We start from the raw sequence: 20,386 nt of genomic DNA, 5'->3' as shown, positions 1-20,386 counted from the left end.
TGCATGTTTGTTGCGTATAACTATGCATGAGGGCCAAATGAATCGGTCATTGGTCTTTAGTGCATGGATGTACAAATAAACACGGAGGTTTTTATGTCATTAGTAATTAACAACAACACAGTGGCTAATTCAGCAGCTCGTCACCTTAATGATGCATACAACGCATTAGGTAGTTCTACAGAGAAGATGGCTTCTGGTCTGAGAATCAACTCGGCCGCTGATGATGCCGCAGGACTTGCTGTTCGTGAGCTCATGCGTTCTGATATTACTACTCTTAGTCAGGGCGTAAGAAATGCAAACGACGGTATTTCAATGATTCAGACCGCTGATGGTGCACTTTCTGTTGTGGATGAAAAGCTCATCCGCATGAAGGAATTAGCAGAACAGGCCTCAACCGGAACATATACTTCAGATCAGCGCGCATTAATTGATCAGGAGTATCAGGCTATGGCTTCGGAAATCACCCGTATTGCGAGTGCTACCGACTTCAACGGAATCCATCTTCTTAATGGAAACCTTGATGGCGATGAAGCCATGGTTATTCACTTCGGAACAGGCAATGACTCCGCAGAAGATAAGTACAGCGTTGAAATAGGTAGTTGTACCGCATCTTCTCTTGGTATTGGTAACCAGAGTACTGAGGGAGCAGGTTTTACTGTCTCTACTCAGGAGCAGGCTCAGGCCTCACTTGAAGCCCTTGATAACGCGATCACATCAAAGGATAAGATCAGAGCTAATCTTGGGTCTCTTGAGAATAGACTGGATGCGACAATCTCCAACTTGGAAATTCAGGCTGAAAACCTTCAGTCCGCTGAATCCCAGATTTCAGATGTGGATGTTGCTACCGAGATGACCAACTACTCAAAGCAGCAGATCATTACCCAGTCTGCTGTAGCAATGCTTTCATCAGCAAATTCTTTGCCAGAGATGGCTCTTCAGCTTATTGGTTAGCTCTCTTTATAAAGAGCGAATGGCAAGATCTAGGCCCGGTTTATCCGGGTCTTTTTTTTTGTCCATTTTTTATGAGTCTGAACTTGTACGCTTGTTTCCAAATCGATCCCTTGTCTACTTATCTATTGGGTTCAATGCAAGGCTCCCTGTGTCGCTTAAAGAACTCACAATTAAATCCACCTCATCCTCTTTAATGGCAGCAATATTTTCCGCACGCCCTTTGTTTATAACGGTTTTGGTCTAATTGAGCTGTTTTATTCGGGAACATTTTTCCACTCTGATCAAAAAAATGACGCTTTTAATTCCAAAATTATTTTTTCAGAGAATTATGGTTAAGAACTATTAATTTTCACATTCAATCCTTTATTTTCACTTTATGTTTTTAACAAAACTTCGACTTATCTTACCTTGATGTGAATAATAAATAATATTGTATTAATGTATTCCGGTTCACTAGTTGCTTTCTTCTATGCACAGGAGGAGCTATGAACGCAAATATACATAGTATATATGATCAAGAAGATGCAGTTAGTGTTGAGCAGTTCTTTAAAGATAACAATATTAAGATTAAAAATGATATTGGAAGCTTTTTAAAGACTAAGTTCAATTGTATTAAGCAGTGTGAAGTTGATGAAATATTTCAAGAAGTAGCATTCAAGATAATAAAAAACAATTACATTGCAAAATACTCTTCTGATAAAAGCTCACTTAATACATGGCTATACATTATCAGTAGGTCTGTAGCTATTGATTATATGCGCAAGATGTATCGTAATACTCTCCTTATAGATGAATACACTGAACCATCAGTTGTAGAAGTTCAAAGTTATACAATAAAAATCCCTAGAGGAATGCTTTCAGAGAGGCAAACACAAGTGATCAAGATGATCTTCTGGGGAGACTTGCGTGCTGTTGAAGTTGCGGAACAGCTGGGCATTTCGCCACAGACAGTTCGGAGCATTAAACATCAGGCAATTACAAAATTGCGCCGCTACTTCGGAGCGGAAAGCGAAAGGAGGATCGTATCATGAGTATTGATGGCGTAAGTTACACAACTACAAGCTCTTCAATCACTGCTGAAACCTCGGAGAGTAGTTCCAGCCTCAGTCAGGTTGATTTTCTGACCCTACTTACAACTCAGATGGAATATCAGGATCCGACCAACCCTGTTGATAACAGTGAAATGATTAACCAGATGACAGCTTACTCTTCTTTAGATGAGCAGGCTCAAACGAATGAAAGCCTCGATACTATTATCGATCAGCTTAGCTCTATTTCCGCAATGAACAGCTCTAGTTATCTCGGTCAGGATGTTGAGGCTGATGGCGGAGTGGTTGAAGTTACCGATGGTGTTGCTTCAGACGTTACCATTGATCTTGACGACGATGCAGCACTCCTCAGCATCAATATTTACGATTCAGACGGAAGTATCGTGGACACCCTAGAGTTTACAGATGTTTCAAGTGGCGAGGCCGAATACGGTCAGATTGAACTTAATTCTGATGGGACACTGTCTATAGACGGGACCTACTACCTCGATGCCACTGCCTACGATGAATATGGTGACAGCGTGAGTGTTTCACTCACATCAGTAGGAACTGTGACGGGCGTTAATTCTGAAAGCTCTGACGTGGAATTCACTCTTGATGATGGCAGGGAAGTTTCTATTGGTGATGTAACCTTCGTGTCCTGAGTTTAATAAAAGGAGAAATGAAATGGGAATCACAAGTTCATTATATACTGGAATTTCCGGACTTAATGTTAACAGCCAGGCCACTTCTGTAGTCGCAAACAACTTAGCAAACTCAAGTACTGTCGGATTTAAAAGTTCATATACTACATTTGAAGATGTCTTTTATTCTGCGATCACGACTGGAAGTGGTGGTGATCAGGTTGGTAATGGAGCTGGAGTTGCGACCGTAAATACGGACTACACGCAAGGCTCATATGAAGATTCAAGTACCTCCACGAATGTTGCGATAAATGGTGACGGTTATTTCATCGTTATAGATCCAGATACAAGCTCTACATATTATACAAGGGCTGGGAACTTTGATTTTGATAAGGACGGAAATCTCGTAGATCCTTACGGGAATAGTGTGCAGGGCTGGGAAGTTACTAATGGAACTGCTTCTGGTTCATTGACTGATATTGTTTTGGATCAGTCGCAGTCTCCACCTAATGCTACCAGTGATGTTAGTCTTTCTATGAACCTTGACTCTCAGAGTACTGATAATGCCGTTACGTCCAACCCATATACTTCTGAATTCGATTTATATGATGGAACTGAATCACCTCCTTTGGATGACTCTCGTTACAGCTATTCATCAACTATGACAATTTATGATGAAAATGGTTCTTCGCATGACCTTACAACTTACCTGGACCCAGTCAGCGTAGATTCCGATGGTAACATTGTCTGGGAATATATAATTTCCTGCGACCCAGAAGATGACCTTCGCACATTTAATGGAACTGATATGAATACAACCAGTGGAGCAGGAATGCTTATGACTGGAACAATCACTTTTAACTCCGAAGGTCAAATGACCTCAATGAGCTCTTTTACTCTTACTGACTCTCCTGTTTCCTCAAATGCAAAAGATGCATCAAACTGGGAACTAGCTTCTTTCAGTGATTCCGGTGTTCCAGAAATGAATGTGAACTTCACAGGAAGTGCGGACGGGCAGGATATAGCCTTCAGCTTCGGTATGTCTAATACGGGGGCAGATGTAGGCTCAAACGGGGGATGGTCAACGGGTTCCAGCATCTCGACCCTTGCGGATATAACAGCGACCACTGATTACTCAGACTTACCTTCCTTTGAAGGAACAGAACTTAGCACAGGAGCAACTACCAGTTACAGTGACAGCTCCTCCGCGACTTACAGCGCCAGTCAGGACGGTTACGCGACAGGTTCTCTTCTTTCAGTCGACGTTGATGAGAATGGTATAATAAGTGGTAATTATTCAAATAGTCAGACCATTGAATTGTACCAGATTGCACTTGCTGATTTTACCAATCCCAATGGTTTGGTAGCAAACGGTAGCAATCTCTTTAATGCCACAACTGATTCGGGAGAAGCCATTATTGGCACAGCCGGGAGCGCTGGGTTTGGGTCTGTTGTTTCAAACTCTCTTGAAGCATCAAACGTCGATTTAGCTTCTGAAATGACCAAGTTGATTATCATTCAGGCCGCATATCAGGCCAACAGTAAAGTCGTCACAACAGCGGATACATTGCTCCAGACTGCCATCGGTTTGAAGCGCTAGTTAGTGATGTAGAATTCCTGCTGGCAGCATAAATTGATTTTGGCTGTCAGCAGGGAATTAAATCGAAATTTTGATTTTTAAAGGGAGCATTAATTATGATTAGTAACCTGTTTAATCTTGGTTCCAAAGCCATCTCTAATGCTCAGGTTGCGATCAGTACTACGTCCAACAATATCGCCAATGCTGACACAACAGGTTATCAGCGCGCGGATGCTGTTTACGATAGCACTGGCAATATTAATGTTGGCGGAACCAGTATTGGTACCGGCGCGGATATTATTTCAATTCAGGCAAATTGGGATAGCTTCATTGAAAGTCAATATTTGTCGACTTCAGCTGATCTCGCGGCGAGTAATTCTCTTTCAGGTTATCTTTCACAGATGGATACAATTTTTAATCAAAGTGATGATGAAGGGCTTGCGACTACACAGGATGCTTTCCTAACAGCCTGGTCGGAATTGTCCATGTATCCCGATTCTACAGCAGAGCGTGAGGCGCTCCTCGGCGAGGCTGAATCTCTGGTCTATTCACTTAATTCTACTTCTTCTGAACTTAGCAATATGCAGTACACCGTTGAAGATGAAATAAGCGAGCAGGTTGCGACCGCTAATGAATATATTGATGGAATAGCTCTTTTAAATCAGCAAATTGCAGCCGCACCAGATAATTACGAGTTATCTGCAAGCCGCGATCAAATGATTCGGGAGCTTGATGAACTAATAGGTATTACGGTGGTCGTTCCAAGTGATGGGCAGGTAAAGATATATACTGATGGCGGTATGCCTCTAGTAGAGGGCTCTGAAACTCACAATCTTGTTTACACCTCAGCTAGAAGCACAGAATCACTTATGCCGTCATCCACTTATGATGGCGATGTGAGTTTTTCCGGTTCTTCAAGTGAGGAACTTCTTTTGGAATTCACCTCCACTGGCGCGGATGGTAGCGCAGAATTCAAAGTCTCCCTAGATGGTGGTAAAACGTGGGCTGAAGACGAAAATGGTGACACCCTTATTTATACCGCTGGTGATGCTGATAATTCAGTTAATATTGAGGGTGTTGAGGTTTATTTTTCAGGTGGGACCACTGACCATGTTGAAGGGGACCGGTATACCATCGTGCCGAAGAGTGGGCTGTACTGGCAGGGAAACGATTCTACCTTAATAAATTGCACTCCCTTGACAGATGATAGTGGAGTAGACGTTTCAAGTAGATCGACTGGCGGGAGTCTCTCTGGACTGTTTAAGCTCAGAGATGATGAACTGATCCCTACTATTGATAATCTTAATGATATGGCTGAAGCCTTGATCTGGGAAGTTAACGAGATTCACTCGCAAGGCGCAGGGCTCACTTCACATCTTTCTTTGCAGGGAACCTACAGCGCGGAAGACCAGACTGCGACTTTATCAAACAGTGGTCTTACTTTTGCCGATAAAATTGAATCAGGTTCCTTTTCTATTAATACTTATGATGCGGATGGAGCCTTGGCGTCGAATGCGTCTATCTCCATCGATCCATCAACTGATTCTCTTGATGATATCGTCGCTGCTATTAATACCGCTTTCCCCGGTTCACTTACTGCCTCTGTCGATTCAGACGGATATTTAAAATTGCAATCAGCTACCGATGTGAGTTTCGAATTGTCAGATGACACATCCGGCTTTTTGGCTGCCGCTGGGATTAACACTTTCTTCGAAGGAAGTGACGCATCAGACATTGCCGTAAATTCTTACATTCAAGACGATTCCTCACATATAAATTGCGGTGAAGTCGGGACTGACGGTCTTGTTTCATCAGGCAGTAATGACATTGCAAAAACCATTAATGAGCTGATGACTAAGGATGTAAATATCGGTGATGCAAGCTCGCCACAGGTCACATCATTGTCTGAATATTTAGCCGGAATTGTAGCCGAGGTCGGTGCTGCCGCTCGAACAGCGGAAACTCAAGTTGTTTGCGATTCGTCCGCGGCTCAACTTTATTATGATCAGCAGGCCTCCGTCAGCGGGGTCAATGTGGACGAGGAGTTAATTAATCTCACTCGTCAACAACAGCAATATGAGGCCGCATGTCAGATTATTACGGTTACCCAGAGCATGTTCGATACCATTTTAGGTATGGTTTAGATCAGGAGAAATTATGCGAATTAGTACCACCCAAATTTATGCGCAGAGTTTAAGCAGCATTAATTCTTCTTTAGTCAGAATGAATGAGATTAGTGTGGAAACCAGTTCTCAAAAGAGCCTTAATGCGCCGTCTGATGATCCCGCAGGTATGGGGAATGTCATCGCCTTAAGGACATATGACGCAAGCCTCGCATCACAAATTGATAATGGAAACGCTGCTAATGGAGTACTTGGAACTGCTGATGATCTGCTTGTACAGGCTAGTGAAATAATGAATTCCGTGCTTGAGCAGGCTGAGCAGGGGGCAACAGGAACATACGATCTCACGCAGGGCCAGATGATGGCAGAGCAGATGAGAGGCTATATGGAATCTCTTGTTAGTATTGCGAACTCTAAATCTGGCGATGATTACCTGTTTTCGGGTGAAGCTACTGATACTTCTCCATACGAATATACTACGGGAGTGACTTTAAATGGTGATTCTCCAGAGTTAACGGATATAGCGGGAATTACGGGTGAGCTAGACGATAACGTCTGGGTTGAATTCACTTCAGATGGAACCGTAGGCGTAGACTCAGTTGATTATAGGTACTCAACTGATGGTGGGGTATCTTGGGAAACAGGAACTCTTGATGGAACAACCGTGCCCCCTGATACAACTCTTGAGCTTGGAGATGTCTCTGTTGAAATGAATTCCGGGACTGTTCTGACTGCTGTAGATGACGACGGTGGTAGCCAGTTTATAGTTCGAACAGCACTTTCATACAATGGATCAGATGAAGCAATGTCCGTTGCTATCTCAGCGAGTACTGACGTTGATGTAAATACCGTAGGATATGAAGCTTTCGGAGGTGTAGACTCTGATACGGGCTCGCTCTACGGAGATCCCAATTTGTTTGAAACTATTAATGATGCAATCGCATATTTGGAAATAGGGGATAACGATGGGGTTGCAAACTGTCTTGAAAAACTCCGTGACGGGCATGAATCTATAACAACTGTTTCTGCTGACATAGGGTCAAGTGAAGAGAAAACATCCTTTATACTTAGTAGTCTGTCACTAGCACGGGAGCGGGTCGCTTCAGCCATAAGCTCTGAAGAAGACGCAAACACTGCTCAGTTATCAATTGAATTGAGTCAGGCAGAATATGTTTATCAGGCGGTTCTTGAATCCTCAGCTAAAATAATAAGTTTCAGCATAATGGACTACATATAGGAGCGCTGCATGACTATATCGTCACTCTCATCAGATGTTCTGGCATATTCTTCGACATCTACTTCAGGGTCAGTCAGTTTTCAGGGACTTGGTAACGGCACAGACTTCGAGGAAATTATCGACGTCACCATCGAAGCCGAATCATATAAAAAAGAGCAATATGAGGAAGATCTTGAATACTCCGAAAATGCAGTTGAGATTCTAACCACTCTTGATGAGGAACTTATTGCTCTTTCGGTAACTATGCAGGAAATGGACGAAGTTGAGGAGTTTTATTGCTATACTGGTACTATTTCGGGAGATGAGTTGAGTGCTATAGTCGAAGATGGAGCGGAGCCTAGTACTCACACTGTAGTTATCGAACAGCTTGCCAAAAGGGATACATGGGTTGCAGAAAATTATGATATCAGCTCTTATGATACAGAGGTTTGCTCCGCAGATTCATCAATAACTTTGGCTTATGCAGGTGAGGATATCACCTTGGATCTTTCGGCTGGAACTACAGCTGAAGAGTTGGTTTCACAGATTAATAGCAGTAGTAAATTTGATGATAAAATTGATGCATCACTTGTGTTCGACGGTAATAACTACCATTTAAGTCTTTCAGGCGCAGATACAGGGCTTGATAACATGATCGAGATAAAAGATCTCAGCGCTCTTGATTCAGTAACTGCTGCAGATTTTACCAATACTCAACAAGCTCAGAATGCATACCTAAAAATCGATGGCTATCCGTCTGGCGCGGATGAGTGGCTTGAAAGAGACTCAAATACTGTAGACGATCTCATCAATGATGTGACCCTCACTTTAACCAGCACGACGGATGAGGATGGTATAGAAGTCTCTATCAGCTATGATACGGATTCTATGATGGAAAATGTTGAAACTTTTGTGTCAGAAATAAATCAAATTCTTTATGATATTCAGAGTGTTACGGGTAGGCTTGATAGTTACGATGAGGATGACGATGATGATGATACTTCATTCAGAATGAACGATAGCACGTTGGATTTGGTTTATAATCAGATCAAATCTATATTATCATCAATAGGGCAAGGCTTTCAACGTTATGACAGTGATACCGGAACCGGGGATATGTATTCATCGCTTGCAATGGTGGGGATATCCACTGATTCGGAACAAGGGTCCGATACTTTCGGGCAACTTGTTCTCGACTATGATGAACTGGAGGAAGCCCTTACTGAATCTCCGGAAACTGTTGCAGCGCTTTTTGCTGCATCTGGCGAAGCTACTACAAGTAATTCCTCGTTAGACATAATATCAAGTATCAGCGGACTTACAAATGCTGGTGAATATGATGTTGAATATGAAGTTTCAGGCGGAGCGATTATTTCGGCAACAATTAACGGTGTCGATATGTTGATAGACGGGGATACCATGCTTGCTGGATCAGACAGTGATGCAAATGGACTGTATCTGGACGGAACAGAAACAGCGGATGGCGTTTACTCGTCAACAATTTTGATTAAGCAGGGCAAGGCTGGTGAACTCGCGGATCTTTGCTCAACGCTTACGGACGTTGAAACCGGAGCTATTCCGTTACTTTTGAGTAGTTATGAGACTTCTTGTACCAATTATGAAAATGAAATTTACGATGAAAGTGAACGGCTCGATTTGCTTGAAACAAGTCTAACCCGTAAATACGCTGCGTTAGATGAGATGCTATCATATTATGAAAATATTGAAAGTCAGCTTGAAACTTCACTTGATACTTCAGATTAAGCATATTTTAAGGCTCCTTAAATGAAAGGGTTTTCTATGCTTTTTAATGTATATTAATATGATCAAATTCTGATTATGAAAAATAGAGACCCTCTTACATTCGTGTAAGGGGGTATTTTTGTAGGTAGCAGAATAAAGGTGTTTATGGATTTGAGGCAGGAGAAGTGTTTTTTAGAATAGCTAATCCAATATTGATTATTGTATCTTTTTAAAGAAATTGACATTGTATTTCATATAACATAGCAGTTGTTCTTTGTTAAAGAGTGACCATAGTGTAATTTTAAGTAAAATTTAAATGTAAAAATAACTAGGAATTATGTATGCAAATAACAGGGATAGGAGTGTCCTTGCCCAGTAGGCGTGTTTGTAATGATGAAATTATAGATTTGATTAAATTCTATAGCAGGCAGTTAAGTAAAAAAGAGCTATCTGAAGTAACTGATGAAGCTCAAAATTTATTAAATCAAGCAGGGTCACAAACAAGAAGTTGGCGACTTGATTATGAAAATCCAGAAATTTTAATTGCCGAAGCTTTTACTAAAGCTTCGGAACAATCACATATAGCTAAAAATGAGATAGATGGAGTTATCTACGCGTCTATTCATAGACTATTTCTTGAACCAGCTTCGGCATCTTCCGTCTGTGATAGATTGGGAATTAAGCCTAAACACAGCTTTGACATTCTTGATGCCTGTATGGGGTGGTGCAGTGCAATTGAAGTAGCAAAGCAGTTTCTTTTTAATGGGATATGGAAAAACGCATTAATAATTACTTCTGAATTTCCCATAGAGAAAAACGGGGTCATAATCCCCGGATGCTTTTCAATTAAATCTCCAGATGAATTGGAAACTAAATTTGCGGGCTTAACTATGGGAGAAGGGGCAACAGCAACATTTCTTTCAGCAAGTGAAAAAGATTGGTCTTTTACCCGTTGTGAAGAACCCGGACTTTCAAGTCTCTGCACGGTACCACTAAGGAATATGAACTCCTATCAGGCTGAATTGGATAAACTTGCGTTAAATGGGCCTGACGTTTTTAGTGCAAAGGCTCTGGATATGGCAAAACGTGGATTTAGACCTGGAGTTCAAGTTTTTAAAGAATATATAGCACAACACGGTATTCCAGATGTTATTATTCCACATTCAGTGTCAACACTGGTTCCATTAAGGGCTGCACAACGATTCGGTTTAGGAGAGCGAGTATTCAATACATTTTCAGAACTCGGTAACCTGTCAACGAGTTCTGTTCCAACCTCGATCTGTGCAGCAATTCATCGCAATAGAATTACACAGAATGATCATCTCGCAGGATGGATCGCAAGTGCAGGGATGAAATTTTGTGCTATGAATATACATCTACATCCTCAATTACTCATGTCAGCAACGGACCAAGTAGAGAGACAAAAATTGGTAAAAAAACTGATAACGAATACTGAAAGTTTTGTTTAAGTATAGCGGACATAGAACAACATAGCTCAAACTTTGTCGCGGTATTTATATCATAAGTATGCACATCCCTCCTGACGCATTCCAACACTTTACAGTAACACCTATGAGGCCAAATCAGAATAGCTACCAGTGTTAATGTAAATAATGCCCCCCAAAATATGGACATTGATTTTGCATACGAAAAATATGCATGATTAAAGTCCGTTCCGGCTTCCACAGGAATAAGAAAATACAAAGAAGTGGCAATTGAGCTTGTAGCTAATAATATAATATGTTTAAGAAAACATCCCTTAAAATCATTGAATATCATCTCAAAGGAATTATTCCATTGTTCCAAATTTTTAATCTTCATTAATCTCGAAGTGTGTATAGCTAATTCATAAGTGGTAAACCCAACAGCCAAAAGGCCAAAGCAAATCAAGGTGACAGGTAAAAGAGAAAAACATCTAAAAGAAAAGAGAGTGTTTTCAAAGATGATTTTGTGAAATAAAAAGCCAAATTCTGGGATGTTTTCCAATTGTGTGTATACAATTTGATGAGAAAGGTACTCAATATTACTGCTAAAAAAAGAAATAACCACACAAAATAGAAGACAAACAAATACAGATGAAAAAGTAGCGTTACATTTAATTAAAAGCTGCTTCTCTTTTGTTACAGTGCTATAACATCTTTTAATTGATGAAATTATTATAACCGTACATGCTATAAGATGGGTAAATGAAAATGTTAAATAATTAATTACATTTCCAGATTCCCCATATTGAGAAGGGAGGTGTGACAACGTGGTTAGTCCGTTACGGTCTAAAACTATTTGTGCACCAATGGAAAAAAAAATAATAGGAGTAAGTGCCAGAAGCCAGATTGCATACCCATGCTGTATCTCTTTGAATCCAAAACCGACCAAATGCTTAATTGAATGTATATTCATATCTTCAACTATTATACATAATTCCTAGTTATCGATAAGTCACCACTAGCAAATATTCTTCCTTGGATGCTTTAAAGTAAGAATGCTACGTTGGGATGAAAGGCTCACGTGAGTATATATTTCTGTGACAGAAAGTGAGCTATGTCCTAATAATGTTTGAATATTCCTTATATCCACTCCATTTTCTAGAAGCATTGTCGCAATGGTGTGTCTAAACATATGTGGAGTAATATGTTCTGACACTCCTGCAATTGTGCAATATTTATTTATGATTCTTCGGACCGATTGGTCGGAAAGGGGATGGCAGTCTCTATTTAGAAAAAATGATGTAGAATGAGGCAAGTATTCATCATAAAGGTGAGCATACTCTCTTAAAATAGCTAATGATTTTTTTTCACAAAGTGGTATTATTCTTTCTTTCTTACCTTTTCCATGTATCTTGAGTACTTTGTTTTTCAAATCTATCTCATTAAATGTAATATTGCATAGTTCAGAGACTCTTATCCCTGTTGAAAATAAAAGTTCTATTACAGCTATGTCTCGTGTTGTTTCTCTATATCCTCTACTTTCTGATAAATACTTATTTTTTTCTAAATATGCATACTTAATAATTCTATTTAATGATGATTTGCGTATTATTTTAGGCAATTCTTTTGATCTATTTAATTTTAAGTGTATTTTTCTAAATGGAGTTGTATTTATAATATCTTCACGCTCAAGGAAAGTAAAAAGAGATTTTAGTGTTGCAATCTTTCTTTTAATGCTTCTAGGTTTATACTCTGATGAAAGATACTTAATAAAAGTACGAATAAATTCTTTATGTATACCTTGTACGTGTATATTACGGTTTGATATCCTGATTATAAATTGATCTAGGTCTTTTCTATATGCTTTTAAAGTAAGTTCAGAAAGATTTCTCTCTACTTGGCAGTGCTGCAAGAATATTTCTATAGCATAATTAAGTTCCATATATAGTATCTCCTTTTATTTTAAGTAATGTATGCGGCAAAAATAAGGAGTATACAATTCGTATATACTTAATAACTTTGAAATTTTTGAGTTATTTTAACTAGGATTTGATTCTTAGTAAGATGTTCTTTTCGTGGCTAACGTTCTGACATGCAGGCAGGGGATGATATAATTAATGCCCTCTTGCAAATTATAACTGAACACGTACGATCGTAACAAAATAACTGAAATAGCGCATGGCGCAAGGAATATGCATGAAAAGTATAATGTCAAAATGCGGCCAGACCGCAGATAATCCAACTACATTTACGCTTAAAGATCAGTCTGTTCCAGAGCCTGAAGCTCATGATATTCTTGTTCGGATATTAGCTATCGGAATGAATCCGGTGGATACAAAGGTTCGGATGGGTATGGACGGTGAAAAAGTTTTAGGCTGGGATGCATGCGGCGTTGTTGAGGGTGTTGGAGCTGATGTTGAAAATTTCTCCAAGAGGGACCGCGTGTTCTACGCAGGAGATCTTACCCGTCCCGGTACTAACAGCGAATATCATCTTGTGGATGAGCGCATTGCCGCCATCGCTCCCGCATCTCTCAGTGATGCTGACGTCGCAGCCATGCCGCTCACATCTATTACTGCATGGGAAGCTCTTTTTGAACGTTTGCAGTTTAAGCCAGACGAAGGGGCTAATAAGGGTAAAAGTGTCATGATTATCGGCGGAGCTGGCGGGGTTGGATCTATTGCAACGCAGCTTGCACACTGGGCCGGGCTCACAGTCTATTCTACAGCCTCCCGTCCAGATACAGAGACGTGGTGTAAAAGTCTCGGGGCCGATTTTGTCATCAATCACCGCAACAATATTTTGGAAGAACTTGTCGCGTCCGGCGCAAAAGATGTGGATGCAATTTTGTGCACAACCCATCTGGAAAGCCATTGGCAGGCCATGTCGGAATGTATCCGTCCTCAAGGTCGAGTCGCCTTTATTGACGATCCTGAAAATAATTTGGATATAACTTTATTCAAAAGGAAAAGCGTCTCCCTCACTTGGGAGTTCATGTATACGCGCTCAATGTTTCAGACTGACGATATGGCAGAGCAGGGCAAGCTGCTTGCCCGTGTATCCGAACTACTTGAATGTGGCACAATCAAGTCAACATGCAGTGAAACTTTGACTGGATTGACTGCGGAAAATATTCAGAAGATGCACATCCGACAGGAAACCGGAACCATGATTGGCAAACAGGTTCTGGTGTTCTAAGCAATTACGAGGCAGGTGACTCCGGTAGGGGGTCCAAAAGAATAAAGGGGTTACATCTTTATTGGATGTAACCCCTTTATTGCCCTTCCGTCCGAAAACTTAAAAAACGAACGGTTGGACTGCGTTTATTGGTGAAAATCTATAAAACGTTACATAGTTTCAATTTTTAGTGCATTTTTAGCTAACTTAATCTTTTCGAGCTTTTCCATTTCGAGCAAGCTTTGGAATACTTCGCGGACATCGTCAGCGATGTCATTTTGGAGCAGTCCTTCATAGGTGTCCAAAAGGCATTTATCGAGGTCAACGGCAACTTTAATTACCTGCTGGGCAGTCATGTCCGGGCCGATATTAGCATCGAAAAATGGACTCAGATCACATTCTTTATGAACAAACATGAACCATGTGCTCAGGATATTTTCAGCGGCACTGGACTCGTATTCATCAATAATTATAGCGATATGGTCATGGTGGCGACTCATATACTCAAGAAGGATTTTGACCCTCTCTTTTTCGACCTTGTCGGCCAGATTCTGGTAAAAATCACCTAACTTCTTATGGAAAGCTTTGGTTTGTTCAATTACATCTTTGGCAGTCTGGACATTTGTCATATCGTTTCTCCTGCTCGTTTATATTAGCGGCTTTAATTTATCATTTTTGTTCGTACTTTTTTTGTCAAAGTCGTATTTGCCGCATTTGCAGCCGCCCCCATCTTCAGTTTGGAGAGCGCCACGACAGGAACCTCGGAGGCAGTTACGTTTGAAGATAACTCCGATAGCCAATCCGATGAAGGCTACGCCGAAAATAAAGGCAGTCAGCATGATTGTTTCCATGATATATCTCCTTAGTTCAGTTTTTCGTGTTGGGGGAAATTTCCGATTGCGGTCTCTACGAATCCATCTGCGGTTTTCACTATGAAAAATGCGGATAGATTTTCTTTTCTGGCTACTTCGAAACCTTGCTCCGGTCCAAGCACCATCAACCCTGTGGCTAATGCGTCAGCGCGAGTGCAAGTATCGTCCATGACGCTTACCGATACGAGCGTATGGGTAATTGGACGCCCTGTGGTCGGGGCGAGAATGTGTGAGTAGCGTTTACCGTCCACTTCAAAATAGTTTCGGTAATCACCGGATGTGGCCATAGCCTTGTCTGTAAAGGTGATCACGGCTTGTAAAGAGCGTTCCACGCTGACCGGTTTTTCTACAGCAATACGCCAAGGCATATTGCCCGGCTTTGTTCCCTTGGCCCGGATTTCTCCACCAATTTCCACCATGAAGTTATTTACTTTTTGGCTTTCGAGCCAATTGCTTACAGCGTCAACGCAGTAACCTTTGGCTATGGCAGCCAGATCAAGAGTTATGCCCGGTTTAAGCTTTTTCAGTGCTGGCGGATCTAAACGTACTTCTACAAGGTTAGATCCTACATCACTCATAGCTTTTTTGATATCGTTATCATCAGGTACAACATCGTTCTGCTTATCAGGGCCAAATCCCCACAGATTAACCAGTGGAGCTATAGTTATGTCGAACGCCCCGTGCGTTATCCGGTTGATTTCCTTAGCCGTCTTAACGACACCGGCCAACTCTTTGGATACGGGGAACCAATCAAGATTCTGCTGAGTATTGAAACGAGACAATTCGGAATCGGGTTTGAACAGGGACATTGCAGAGTTAATATCACCTACAATCAGTTCGACGCCTTTGTTCAAGTTATCAACTGGCAAGCTGTCTGGCAGTCCGTAAATCACGATGGAATACATCGTGCCAATGGCTTTGCCCTTAAGTTGTACAGGGGTGGGGTCGCCGCTGCATCCGCCTAATATGAGCATTAGAACGAGTAACACGGCTATTTTTTTCAACGATCCTGAAAACAACTTCATACCCATCATCCTTATTGTAGTTTTTTTGGAAGTGCCCGGGACCGGAAAAGCATGACTTTTCCGGTCCGAGCATTCTCGTTGCACGTCACTTCAGCTGGATTAGCCGCCGAAGTCGTCGTACATTATGTTTTCTTTTTCAACGCCCTGAGCCATGAGCATATTCTCCACGGCGGAAGCCATCATTGGCGGTCCACACATGTAGTATTCACAGTCTTCTGGAGCCTGGTGGTCTTTGATGTAATTATCGTAAAGTACATTGTGGATAAAGCCGGTGTACCCGGTCCAATTGTCTTCTGGTAATGGATCAGACAAAGCCACATGCCAAGTGAAGTTCGGACATTCTTCAGCGAGCTTATCGAATTCTTCTACATAGAACATCTCACGCAAACTACGAGCGCCGTACCAGTAACTGATTTTGCGTGTTGCGCTGAGACGTTTAAGCTGGTCGAAGATGTGCGAACGCATTGGAGCCATTCCTGCACCACCACCGATGAAGATCATTTCCGCATCTGTCTCACGGGCAAAGAATTCGCCGTAAGGGCCGGAAATTGTGACCTTGTCACCGGGCTGCAGGCTATAGATGTACGAAGACATCTGTCCGGGAGGGGAGTCCGGCGCAAAAGGAGGCGGCGGACAAACTCGTACGTTAAGCATTATGATGCCTTCTTCTTCAGGGTAGTTGGCCATAGAGTACGCACGTACAATTGGTTCTTTGACCACTGAAGTGTAACGCCATATATCGAATTTATCCCAGTCTTCCTTGAACCTATCGCCTACTTCAAAATCCTTGTAGTGGACGGTATGAGCCGGAGCTTCTATCTGAATGTAACCACCGGCGCGGAAATCAACATTTTCGCCTTCCGGAAGTTTTATTGTGAATTCTTTAATAAATGTAGCACGCGGGGTATTGGATTGAACCGTGCACTCCCATTTCTTGATATCAAAGATTTCGGCTGGAACCTCAATCTTCATATCTTGTTTTACGTTCACCTGACAGGCTAGACGAGTACCTTCACGAGCTTCACGCTTGCTGACGAATGAAGTTTCCGTGGGCAGAATGTCTCCGCCGCCTTCGTGAACTTTACATTTACACTGACCACAAGATCCACCCCCACCGCAAGCGGAGGGAATGTATATTTCTTTGTCGGCCAATACGTTAAGGAGTTTTGCACCGGGTCTGACCTCAAGGGTCTTTTCCGGATCTCCGTTGATTTCAATGTTAACCTCTCCGCTCGGGACAAGTTTGGCCCGGGCGAGCAGAATGAACACACACAGCGTAAGAACTACGCCGGTAAACATCACTACTCCGAGTATTATTTCAACCATGGTTCTTCACTTCCCATAGTTTGATGGTTCGTAAACAAGAGGACGCAATATGCGACCTCAGCAACTACATTTGGATGCCGGAAAACGACAGGAATCCGAAAGACATAAGACCAACCACAATAAACGTGATGCCCAGTCCTTCGAGTTCAGCCGGAACGTTGGAGTATTTCATCTTTTCGCGAATACCAGCCAGAATAACAATGGCTAGTGCCCAACCTATGCCGGAACCGAAACCGAAAGTAACGGATTCAACGAAGTTGTAATCACGCTCTACCATAAAGAGGGAAGCCCCCAAAATGGCACAGTTAACTGTGATTAGCGGCAAAAAGATTCCCAAGGCGTTGTATAACGATGGGAAATACTTATCGAGAGTCATTTCCATAATTTGGACGATAGCTGCGATAACTCCGATGTAGGAGATAAGCCCAACAAAGGTCAGATCGGTATTATCGAATCCGGCCCACGCCAATGCGCCTTCACGCAGGAAGTAGTTGTAAAGCAAGTTATTGACCGGAACCGTGATTGTCATGACAACGACAACGGCTACGCCGAGTCCCATGGATGTGGCGACCTTTTTGGACACTGCCAAATAGGTACACATGCCAAGGAAGAAGGCCAGGGCCATATTTTCGATAAAAATCGATTTGATGAATATATTAATCAGATGTTCCACGGCTCACTCCTTTAGCGCTTAGCACTGTTCTTCCGCTTTTCATAAGAATTCACGGACCAAATAAGCAGTCCAATGATGAAGAAGGCGCTGGGTGGCAGAAGCATTAGGCCATTAGGCTCGTACCAGCCACCTTCGGAGGTCAGCTTGAACACACTTAATCCGAACACTTTGCCCGAGCCGAAAAACTCGCGCATAAAGGCTACGATAATAAGAATAAGCCCGTAACCTAGGCCATTACCGATACCATCGGCAAGACTAAGGCTTGGTTCATTCTTCATCGCAAAAGCTTCAGCCCGGCCCATGACGATACAGTTGGTAATAATCAACCCGACGAACACAGACAGCTGCTTACTGATCCCGTAGGCGAACGCTTTAAGAAACTGATCGACGATGATGACCAATGTAGCAATGATGGTCATCATAACGATAATGCGTATGCTTGATGGAATGTGTTTCCGGATAGCACTGATTGAGACGTTTGAAGCAGCCGTAACAAAAATAACGGCCAAGCTCATTACAAACGCTGTTTCCAGCTTGGTGGTAACGGCCAGAGCTGAACAGACCCCGAGGATCTGGACTGCAATGGGGTTGTCCTCCAGAAGCGGCTTGAACAAAACTTCTCTGAACTTACCCATTTTGATCACCCTCCTCGGTAGCTAGCTGCTTGAGGTAGAGTTCGAATCCACCTTGGCCCAGCCAGTACTGTACTAGGTTGGCGACACCGCGTGCTGTCAGCGTAGCGCCGGCCAATCCGTCTACTTTATAAGCAGCCATAGGATCAGAGGGGCTGACAGTTCCCTTGATGACGTCTAGGACAGGTTCGCCCTTATCATTATAGACCTTCTTGCCAATCCACACGCTTTTCCAGTTTGGATTGTCGACTTCTCCGCCCAATCCAGGAGTTTCAGCATGTTCGTAGAAACCGAAGTTCTTTACAGTATTGAAATCGGGAGCAAGAGCGATGAAACCATACATGGTCGACCACAACCCTTTACCATGGATCGGCAGAACAATGCGTTTGAGAACATCACCTTCTTTAAGTAGATAGACGCTGGCGTACTTGGATCTGTGTCCAATTTTGGCCTTGTCATCTTCAGATGCAATGTTGACACTGGATGCCGGATCTTTAGCAGCTTTGCGCTGATCAAAGGCGATCGCGTCTGTGTCCACATATTTACCTGTGGATAAATCAACGACCTTGGTTTCGATTTGTTTATAAAGCTCGGTGATAGATTCATCTTCATTAAAGATGCCCGCAGCTTTTAGAATATTTTCTTTGCGCGCTAAGACTTTGTTTTCTTCCTGAATGGACTTAAGGCCCACTGCAGCGGTAGACACAAGCAGCGAACAAACCAGACACAGGGAAAACGCCACAATGAATACTTTTTGGGTGGAATCGTTAGACACTGCGTACCTTCCTTCGCTTGATATTAGCCCGCATAACAAAATTATCAATTAGCGGAGCAAACACGTTACCGAAGAGAATCGCCAGCATGACACCCTCGGGGTAGGCCGGATTGACCGTACGTATCAGGATGATCATAGCCCCGATAAGTCCCCCGTAATAGAATTGTCCTTTTGGTGTCATGGCCGATGATACTGGATCAGTCGCCATGTAAACCATACCGAAGGCTAGACCACCCATAACGAGATGCCACAGAGGGCTGACGGTCATCATAGGATTGGTAGCACTTCCCACAGTATTGAACACAATCGCTACGGTAAAAGCACCGACGAGTATGGACACCATGATACGCCATGAGGCTATACCAGTTATGGTGAGAATTACCGCGCCGATAAGGCAGGCTAGAGTCGAAGTTTCACCTAGTGAACCTGGAATGGTTCCGATAAAACAATCCCACCAGGAATATTTTGCCATAACAGCAGAAATACCGCCGCCGGAGGCTAATGCGAGTGGAGTTGCTCCGGAGAAACCGTCAACTGCAACCCAAACTCCATTACCGGAGATTTGTCCCGGATAAGCAAAGAATAGGAAAGCACGAGCCAAGAGAGCCGGATTAAGAATATTCTTACCGGTACCCCCGAATATTTCCTTCCCGATCACTACTCCGAAACTTGTGGCCAGAGCCAATTGCCATAACGGAAGATGGGGAGGAACTATAAGTGGAATAAGGGATCCTGTGACCAGAAATCCTTCGTTTATTTCATGTTTACGAACAACGGCAAATAGGGTTTCCCAAAAGCCACCCACAATATTACAGACAATATAAATTGGAAAGAAGTAGAGTGAGCCTAATACTACATTTGCTCCAAAACTTTCCGGATTTGCCGCAATACCGAGAATCTTCATTATGCTCCAGCGCCATCCCGTTCCTGCATCGAGGCCAAGAGCTGCTAGCGCAGTATTGGCCTGATATCCTGTGTTCCACATAGCCATGTAGAAACAAGGAATAAGGGCAAAGACTACGGTAATCATGACCCGTTTAAGGTCGATGGCATCGCGGACGTGAGTAGCGCCGGTAGCAGTCTCGCGTGGCGAGAGTATAAAGGTGTCAACCATCTCGTAGAGTGGATAGTACTTTTTGTACTTCCCATCTCCAGTGACAGCATCGTGTATTTTATTTAGCAAAGTTCCCATAATATC

19 protein-coding genes are annotated in these 20,386 nt (G+C 42.5%); 9 read left to right on the top strand and 10 right to left on the bottom strand.

Annotated features, from left to right (window positions below; all coding sequences use genetic code 11):
* Window positions 1–93 precede the first annotated feature (93 nt).
* The 8 genes from BR06_RS0116520 to BR06_RS0116485 all read left to right on the top strand — a co-directional run bounded on the left by BR06_RS0116520 (window position 94) and on the right by BR06_RS0116485 (window position 10,753).
* Entirely contained in the window at window positions 94–951 is an 858-nt protein-coding gene (locus BR06_RS0116520; RefSeq protein ID WP_031485052.1) for a flagellin N-terminal helical domain-containing protein, read from the top strand.
* 485 nt (window positions 952–1,436) lie between these two features.
* On the top strand, window positions 1,437–1,982 hold the full coding sequence (locus BR06_RS0116515; RefSeq protein WP_051677152.1) for an RNA polymerase sigma factor: 546 nt from the start codon (window positions 1,437–1,439) through the stop codon (window positions 1,980–1,982).
* Window positions 1,979–2,644, top strand: a complete 666-nt coding sequence (locus BR06_RS0116510) for a flagellar hook assembly protein FlgD (RefSeq protein ID WP_031485048.1) — start codon at window positions 1,979–1,981, stop codon at window positions 2,642–2,644. The genes BR06_RS0116515 and BR06_RS0116510 overlap by 4 nt, the downstream gene beginning before the upstream one ends.
* 22 nt (window positions 2,645–2,666) lie before the next feature.
* Window positions 2,667–4,223, top strand: coding sequence for a flagellar hook protein FlgE (locus BR06_RS0116505; RefSeq protein WP_031485047.1), 1,557 nt, complete (start codon window positions 2,667–2,669; stop codon window positions 4,221–4,223).
* A 95-nt stretch (window positions 4,224–4,318) separates the two neighbouring features.
* Complete coding sequence (gene flgK, locus BR06_RS0116500; protein WP_031485045.1) at window positions 4,319–6,346, top strand: flagellar hook-associated protein FlgK; 2,028 nt, start codon at window positions 4,319–4,321, stop codon at window positions 6,344–6,346.
* A gap of 13 nt (window positions 6,347–6,359) precedes the next feature.
* Window positions 6,360–7,562 carry a flagellar hook-associated protein FlgL gene (gene flgL / locus BR06_RS0116495; protein ID WP_031485043.1) on the top strand — a complete coding sequence of 401 codons (1,203 nt, stop codon included), beginning with the start codon at window positions 6,360–6,362 and terminating at the stop codon, window positions 7,560–7,562.
* Window positions 7,563–7,571: 9 nt separating this feature from the next.
* Window positions 7,572–9,305 carry a flagellar filament capping protein FliD gene (gene fliD, locus BR06_RS0116490; protein WP_031485041.1) on the top strand — a complete coding sequence of 578 codons (1,734 nt, stop codon included), beginning with the start codon at window positions 7,572–7,574 and terminating at the stop codon, window positions 9,303–9,305.
* Window positions 9,306–9,652: 347 nt separating this feature from the next.
* Window positions 9,653–10,753: a 3-oxoacyl-[acyl-carrier-protein] synthase III C-terminal domain-containing protein gene (locus BR06_RS0116485; RefSeq protein WP_031485039.1), complete on the top strand. Its 1,101-nt coding sequence runs from the start codon at window positions 9,653–9,655 to the stop codon at window positions 10,751–10,753.
* On the opposite strand, the gene BR06_RS20180 is transcribed toward BR06_RS0116485, so the two are convergent.
* Together BR06_RS20180 and BR06_RS0116480 are read right to left on the bottom strand one after the other, a co-directional pair.
* The gene (locus tag BR06_RS20180; RefSeq protein WP_084154218.1) at window positions 10,677–11,681 is read right to left on the bottom strand and encodes a hypothetical protein; all 1,005 of its coding nucleotides are present in this window, start codon (window positions 11,679–11,681) and stop codon (window positions 10,677–10,679) included. The two genes, BR06_RS0116485 and BR06_RS20180, sit on opposite strands and share 77 nt — an antisense overlap.
* A 45-nt stretch (window positions 11,682–11,726) precedes the next feature.
* Window positions 11,727–12,650 carry a tyrosine-type recombinase/integrase gene (locus tag BR06_RS0116480; RefSeq protein WP_031485037.1) on the bottom strand — a complete coding sequence of 308 codons (924 nt, stop codon included), beginning with the start codon at window positions 12,648–12,650 and terminating at the stop codon, window positions 11,727–11,729.
* A gap of 254 nt (window positions 12,651–12,904) precedes the next feature.
* Here BR06_RS0116480 and BR06_RS0116475 point away from each other — a divergent pair, with 254 nt between their 5' ends.
* The gene (locus tag BR06_RS0116475; RefSeq protein WP_031485035.1) at window positions 12,905–13,906 is read left to right on the top strand and encodes a zinc-binding alcohol dehydrogenase family protein; all 1,002 of its coding nucleotides are present in this window, start codon (window positions 12,905–12,907) and stop codon (window positions 13,904–13,906) included.
* A gap of 149 nt (window positions 13,907–14,055) precedes the next feature.
* On the opposite strand, the gene BR06_RS19900 is transcribed toward BR06_RS0116475, so the two are convergent.
* The 8 genes from BR06_RS19900 to BR06_RS0116435 form a co-directional block, all read right to left on the bottom strand.
* Window positions 14,056–14,514, bottom strand: a complete 459-nt coding sequence (locus tag BR06_RS19900; protein WP_051677151.1) for a ferritin family protein — start codon at window positions 14,512–14,514, stop codon at window positions 14,056–14,058.
* Window positions 14,515–14,532: 18 nt separating this feature from the next.
* Window positions 14,533–14,736, bottom strand: a complete 204-nt coding sequence (locus BR06_RS0116465; RefSeq protein WP_031485031.1) for a hypothetical protein — start codon at window positions 14,734–14,736, stop codon at window positions 14,533–14,535.
* An 11-nt stretch (window positions 14,737–14,747) separates the two neighbouring features.
* Window positions 14,748–15,782 carry an FAD:protein FMN transferase gene (locus BR06_RS0116460; RefSeq protein WP_051677150.1) on the bottom strand — a complete coding sequence of 345 codons (1,035 nt, stop codon included), beginning with the start codon at window positions 15,780–15,782 and terminating at the stop codon, window positions 14,748–14,750.
* A 99-nt stretch (window positions 15,783–15,881) separates the two neighbouring features.
* The gene (gene nqrF, locus BR06_RS0116455; protein ID WP_031485027.1) at window positions 15,882–17,108 is read right to left on the bottom strand and encodes an NADH:ubiquinone reductase (Na(+)-transporting) subunit F; all 1,227 of its coding nucleotides are present in this window, start codon (window positions 17,106–17,108) and stop codon (window positions 15,882–15,884) included.
* Between the two features lie 64 nt (window positions 17,109–17,172).
* Window positions 17,173–17,781, bottom strand: coding sequence for an NADH:ubiquinone reductase (Na(+)-transporting) subunit E (gene nqrE / locus BR06_RS0116450; protein ID WP_031485025.1), 609 nt, complete (start codon window positions 17,779–17,781; stop codon window positions 17,173–17,175).
* Between the two features lie 11 nt (window positions 17,782–17,792).
* Window positions 17,793–18,416 carry an NADH:ubiquinone reductase (Na(+)-transporting) subunit D gene (locus BR06_RS0116445; protein ID WP_031485024.1) on the bottom strand — a complete coding sequence of 208 codons (624 nt, stop codon included), beginning with the start codon at window positions 18,414–18,416 and terminating at the stop codon, window positions 17,793–17,795.
* A complete protein-coding gene (locus BR06_RS0116440; RefSeq protein ID WP_084154217.1) occupies window positions 18,409–19,188 on the bottom strand; it encodes a Na(+)-translocating NADH-quinone reductase subunit C in 780 nt (259 codons plus the stop codon). Before BR06_RS0116440 ends, BR06_RS0116445 begins: the two co-directional genes overlap by 8 nt.
* Entirely contained in the window at window positions 19,181–20,380 is a 1,200-nt protein-coding gene (locus tag BR06_RS0116435; protein ID WP_031485020.1) for an NADH:ubiquinone reductase (Na(+)-transporting) subunit B, read from the bottom strand. The genes BR06_RS0116440 and BR06_RS0116435 overlap by 8 nt, the downstream gene beginning before the upstream one ends.
* Between the last annotated feature and the right edge of the window lie 6 nt (window positions 20,381–20,386).

The sequence above is a fragment of the Maridesulfovibrio frigidus DSM 17176 genome, from assembly GCF_000711735.1.
Lineage (GTDB): Bacteria > Desulfobacterota > Desulfovibrionia > Desulfovibrionales > Desulfovibrionaceae > Maridesulfovibrio > Maridesulfovibrio frigidus.
The sequence above is the reverse complement of the archived record's forward strand: the minus strand, read 5'-3'. Positions and strand labels throughout refer to the sequence as shown.

Bases quoted from the DNA above. Each gene is read 5' to 3' on its own strand.
- flgL (WP_031485043.1), top strand. From the start codon at position 6,360: ATGCGAATTAGTACCACCCAAATTTATGCGCAGAGTTTAAGCAGCATT.
- BR06_RS0116465 (WP_031485031.1), bottom strand. From the start codon at position 14,736: ATGGAAACAATCATGCTGACTGCCTTTATTTTCGGCGTAGCCTTCATC.
- nqrF (WP_031485027.1), bottom strand. From the start codon at position 17,108: ATGGTTGAAATAATACTCGGAGTAGTGATGTTTACCGGCGTAGTTCTT.
- BR06_RS0116435 (WP_031485020.1), bottom strand. From the start codon at position 20,380: ATGGGAACTTTGCTAAATAAAATACACGATGCTGTCACTGGAGATGGG.
- BR06_RS0116515 (WP_051677152.1), top strand. From the start codon at position 1,437: ATGAACGCAAATATACATAGTATATATGATCAAGAAGATGCAGTTAGT.
- BR06_RS0116460 (WP_051677150.1), bottom strand. From the start codon at position 15,782: ATGAAGTTGTTTTCAGGATCGTTGAAAAAAATAGCCGTGTTACTCGTT.
- flgK (WP_031485045.1), top strand. From the start codon at position 4,319: ATGATTAGTAACCTGTTTAATCTTGGTTCCAAAGCCATCTCTAATGCT.
- BR06_RS0116480 (WP_031485037.1), bottom strand. From the start codon at position 12,650: ATGGAACTTAATTATGCTATAGAAATATTCTTGCAGCACTGCCAAGTA.
- BR06_RS0116520 (WP_031485052.1), top strand. From the start codon at position 94: ATGTCATTAGTAATTAACAACAACACAGTGGCTAATTCAGCAGCTCGT.
- BR06_RS0116505 (WP_031485047.1), top strand. From the start codon at position 2,667: ATGGGAATCACAAGTTCATTATATACTGGAATTTCCGGACTTAATGTT.
- BR06_RS19900 (WP_051677151.1), bottom strand. From the start codon at position 14,514: ATGACAAATGTCCAGACTGCCAAAGATGTAATTGAACAAACCAAAGCT.
- BR06_RS0116445 (WP_031485024.1), bottom strand. From the start codon at position 18,416: ATGGGTAAGTTCAGAGAAGTTTTGTTCAAGCCGCTTCTGGAGGACAAC.
- fliD (WP_031485041.1), top strand. From the start codon at position 7,572: ATGACTATATCGTCACTCTCATCAGATGTTCTGGCATATTCTTCGACA.
- BR06_RS0116510 (WP_031485048.1), top strand. From the start codon at position 1,979: ATGAGTATTGATGGCGTAAGTTACACAACTACAAGCTCTTCAATCACT.
- BR06_RS0116475 (WP_031485035.1), top strand. From the start codon at position 12,905: ATGAAAAGTATAATGTCAAAATGCGGCCAGACCGCAGATAATCCAACT.
- BR06_RS20180 (WP_084154218.1), bottom strand. From the start codon at position 11,681: ATGAATATACATTCAATTAAGCATTTGGTCGGTTTTGGATTCAAAGAG.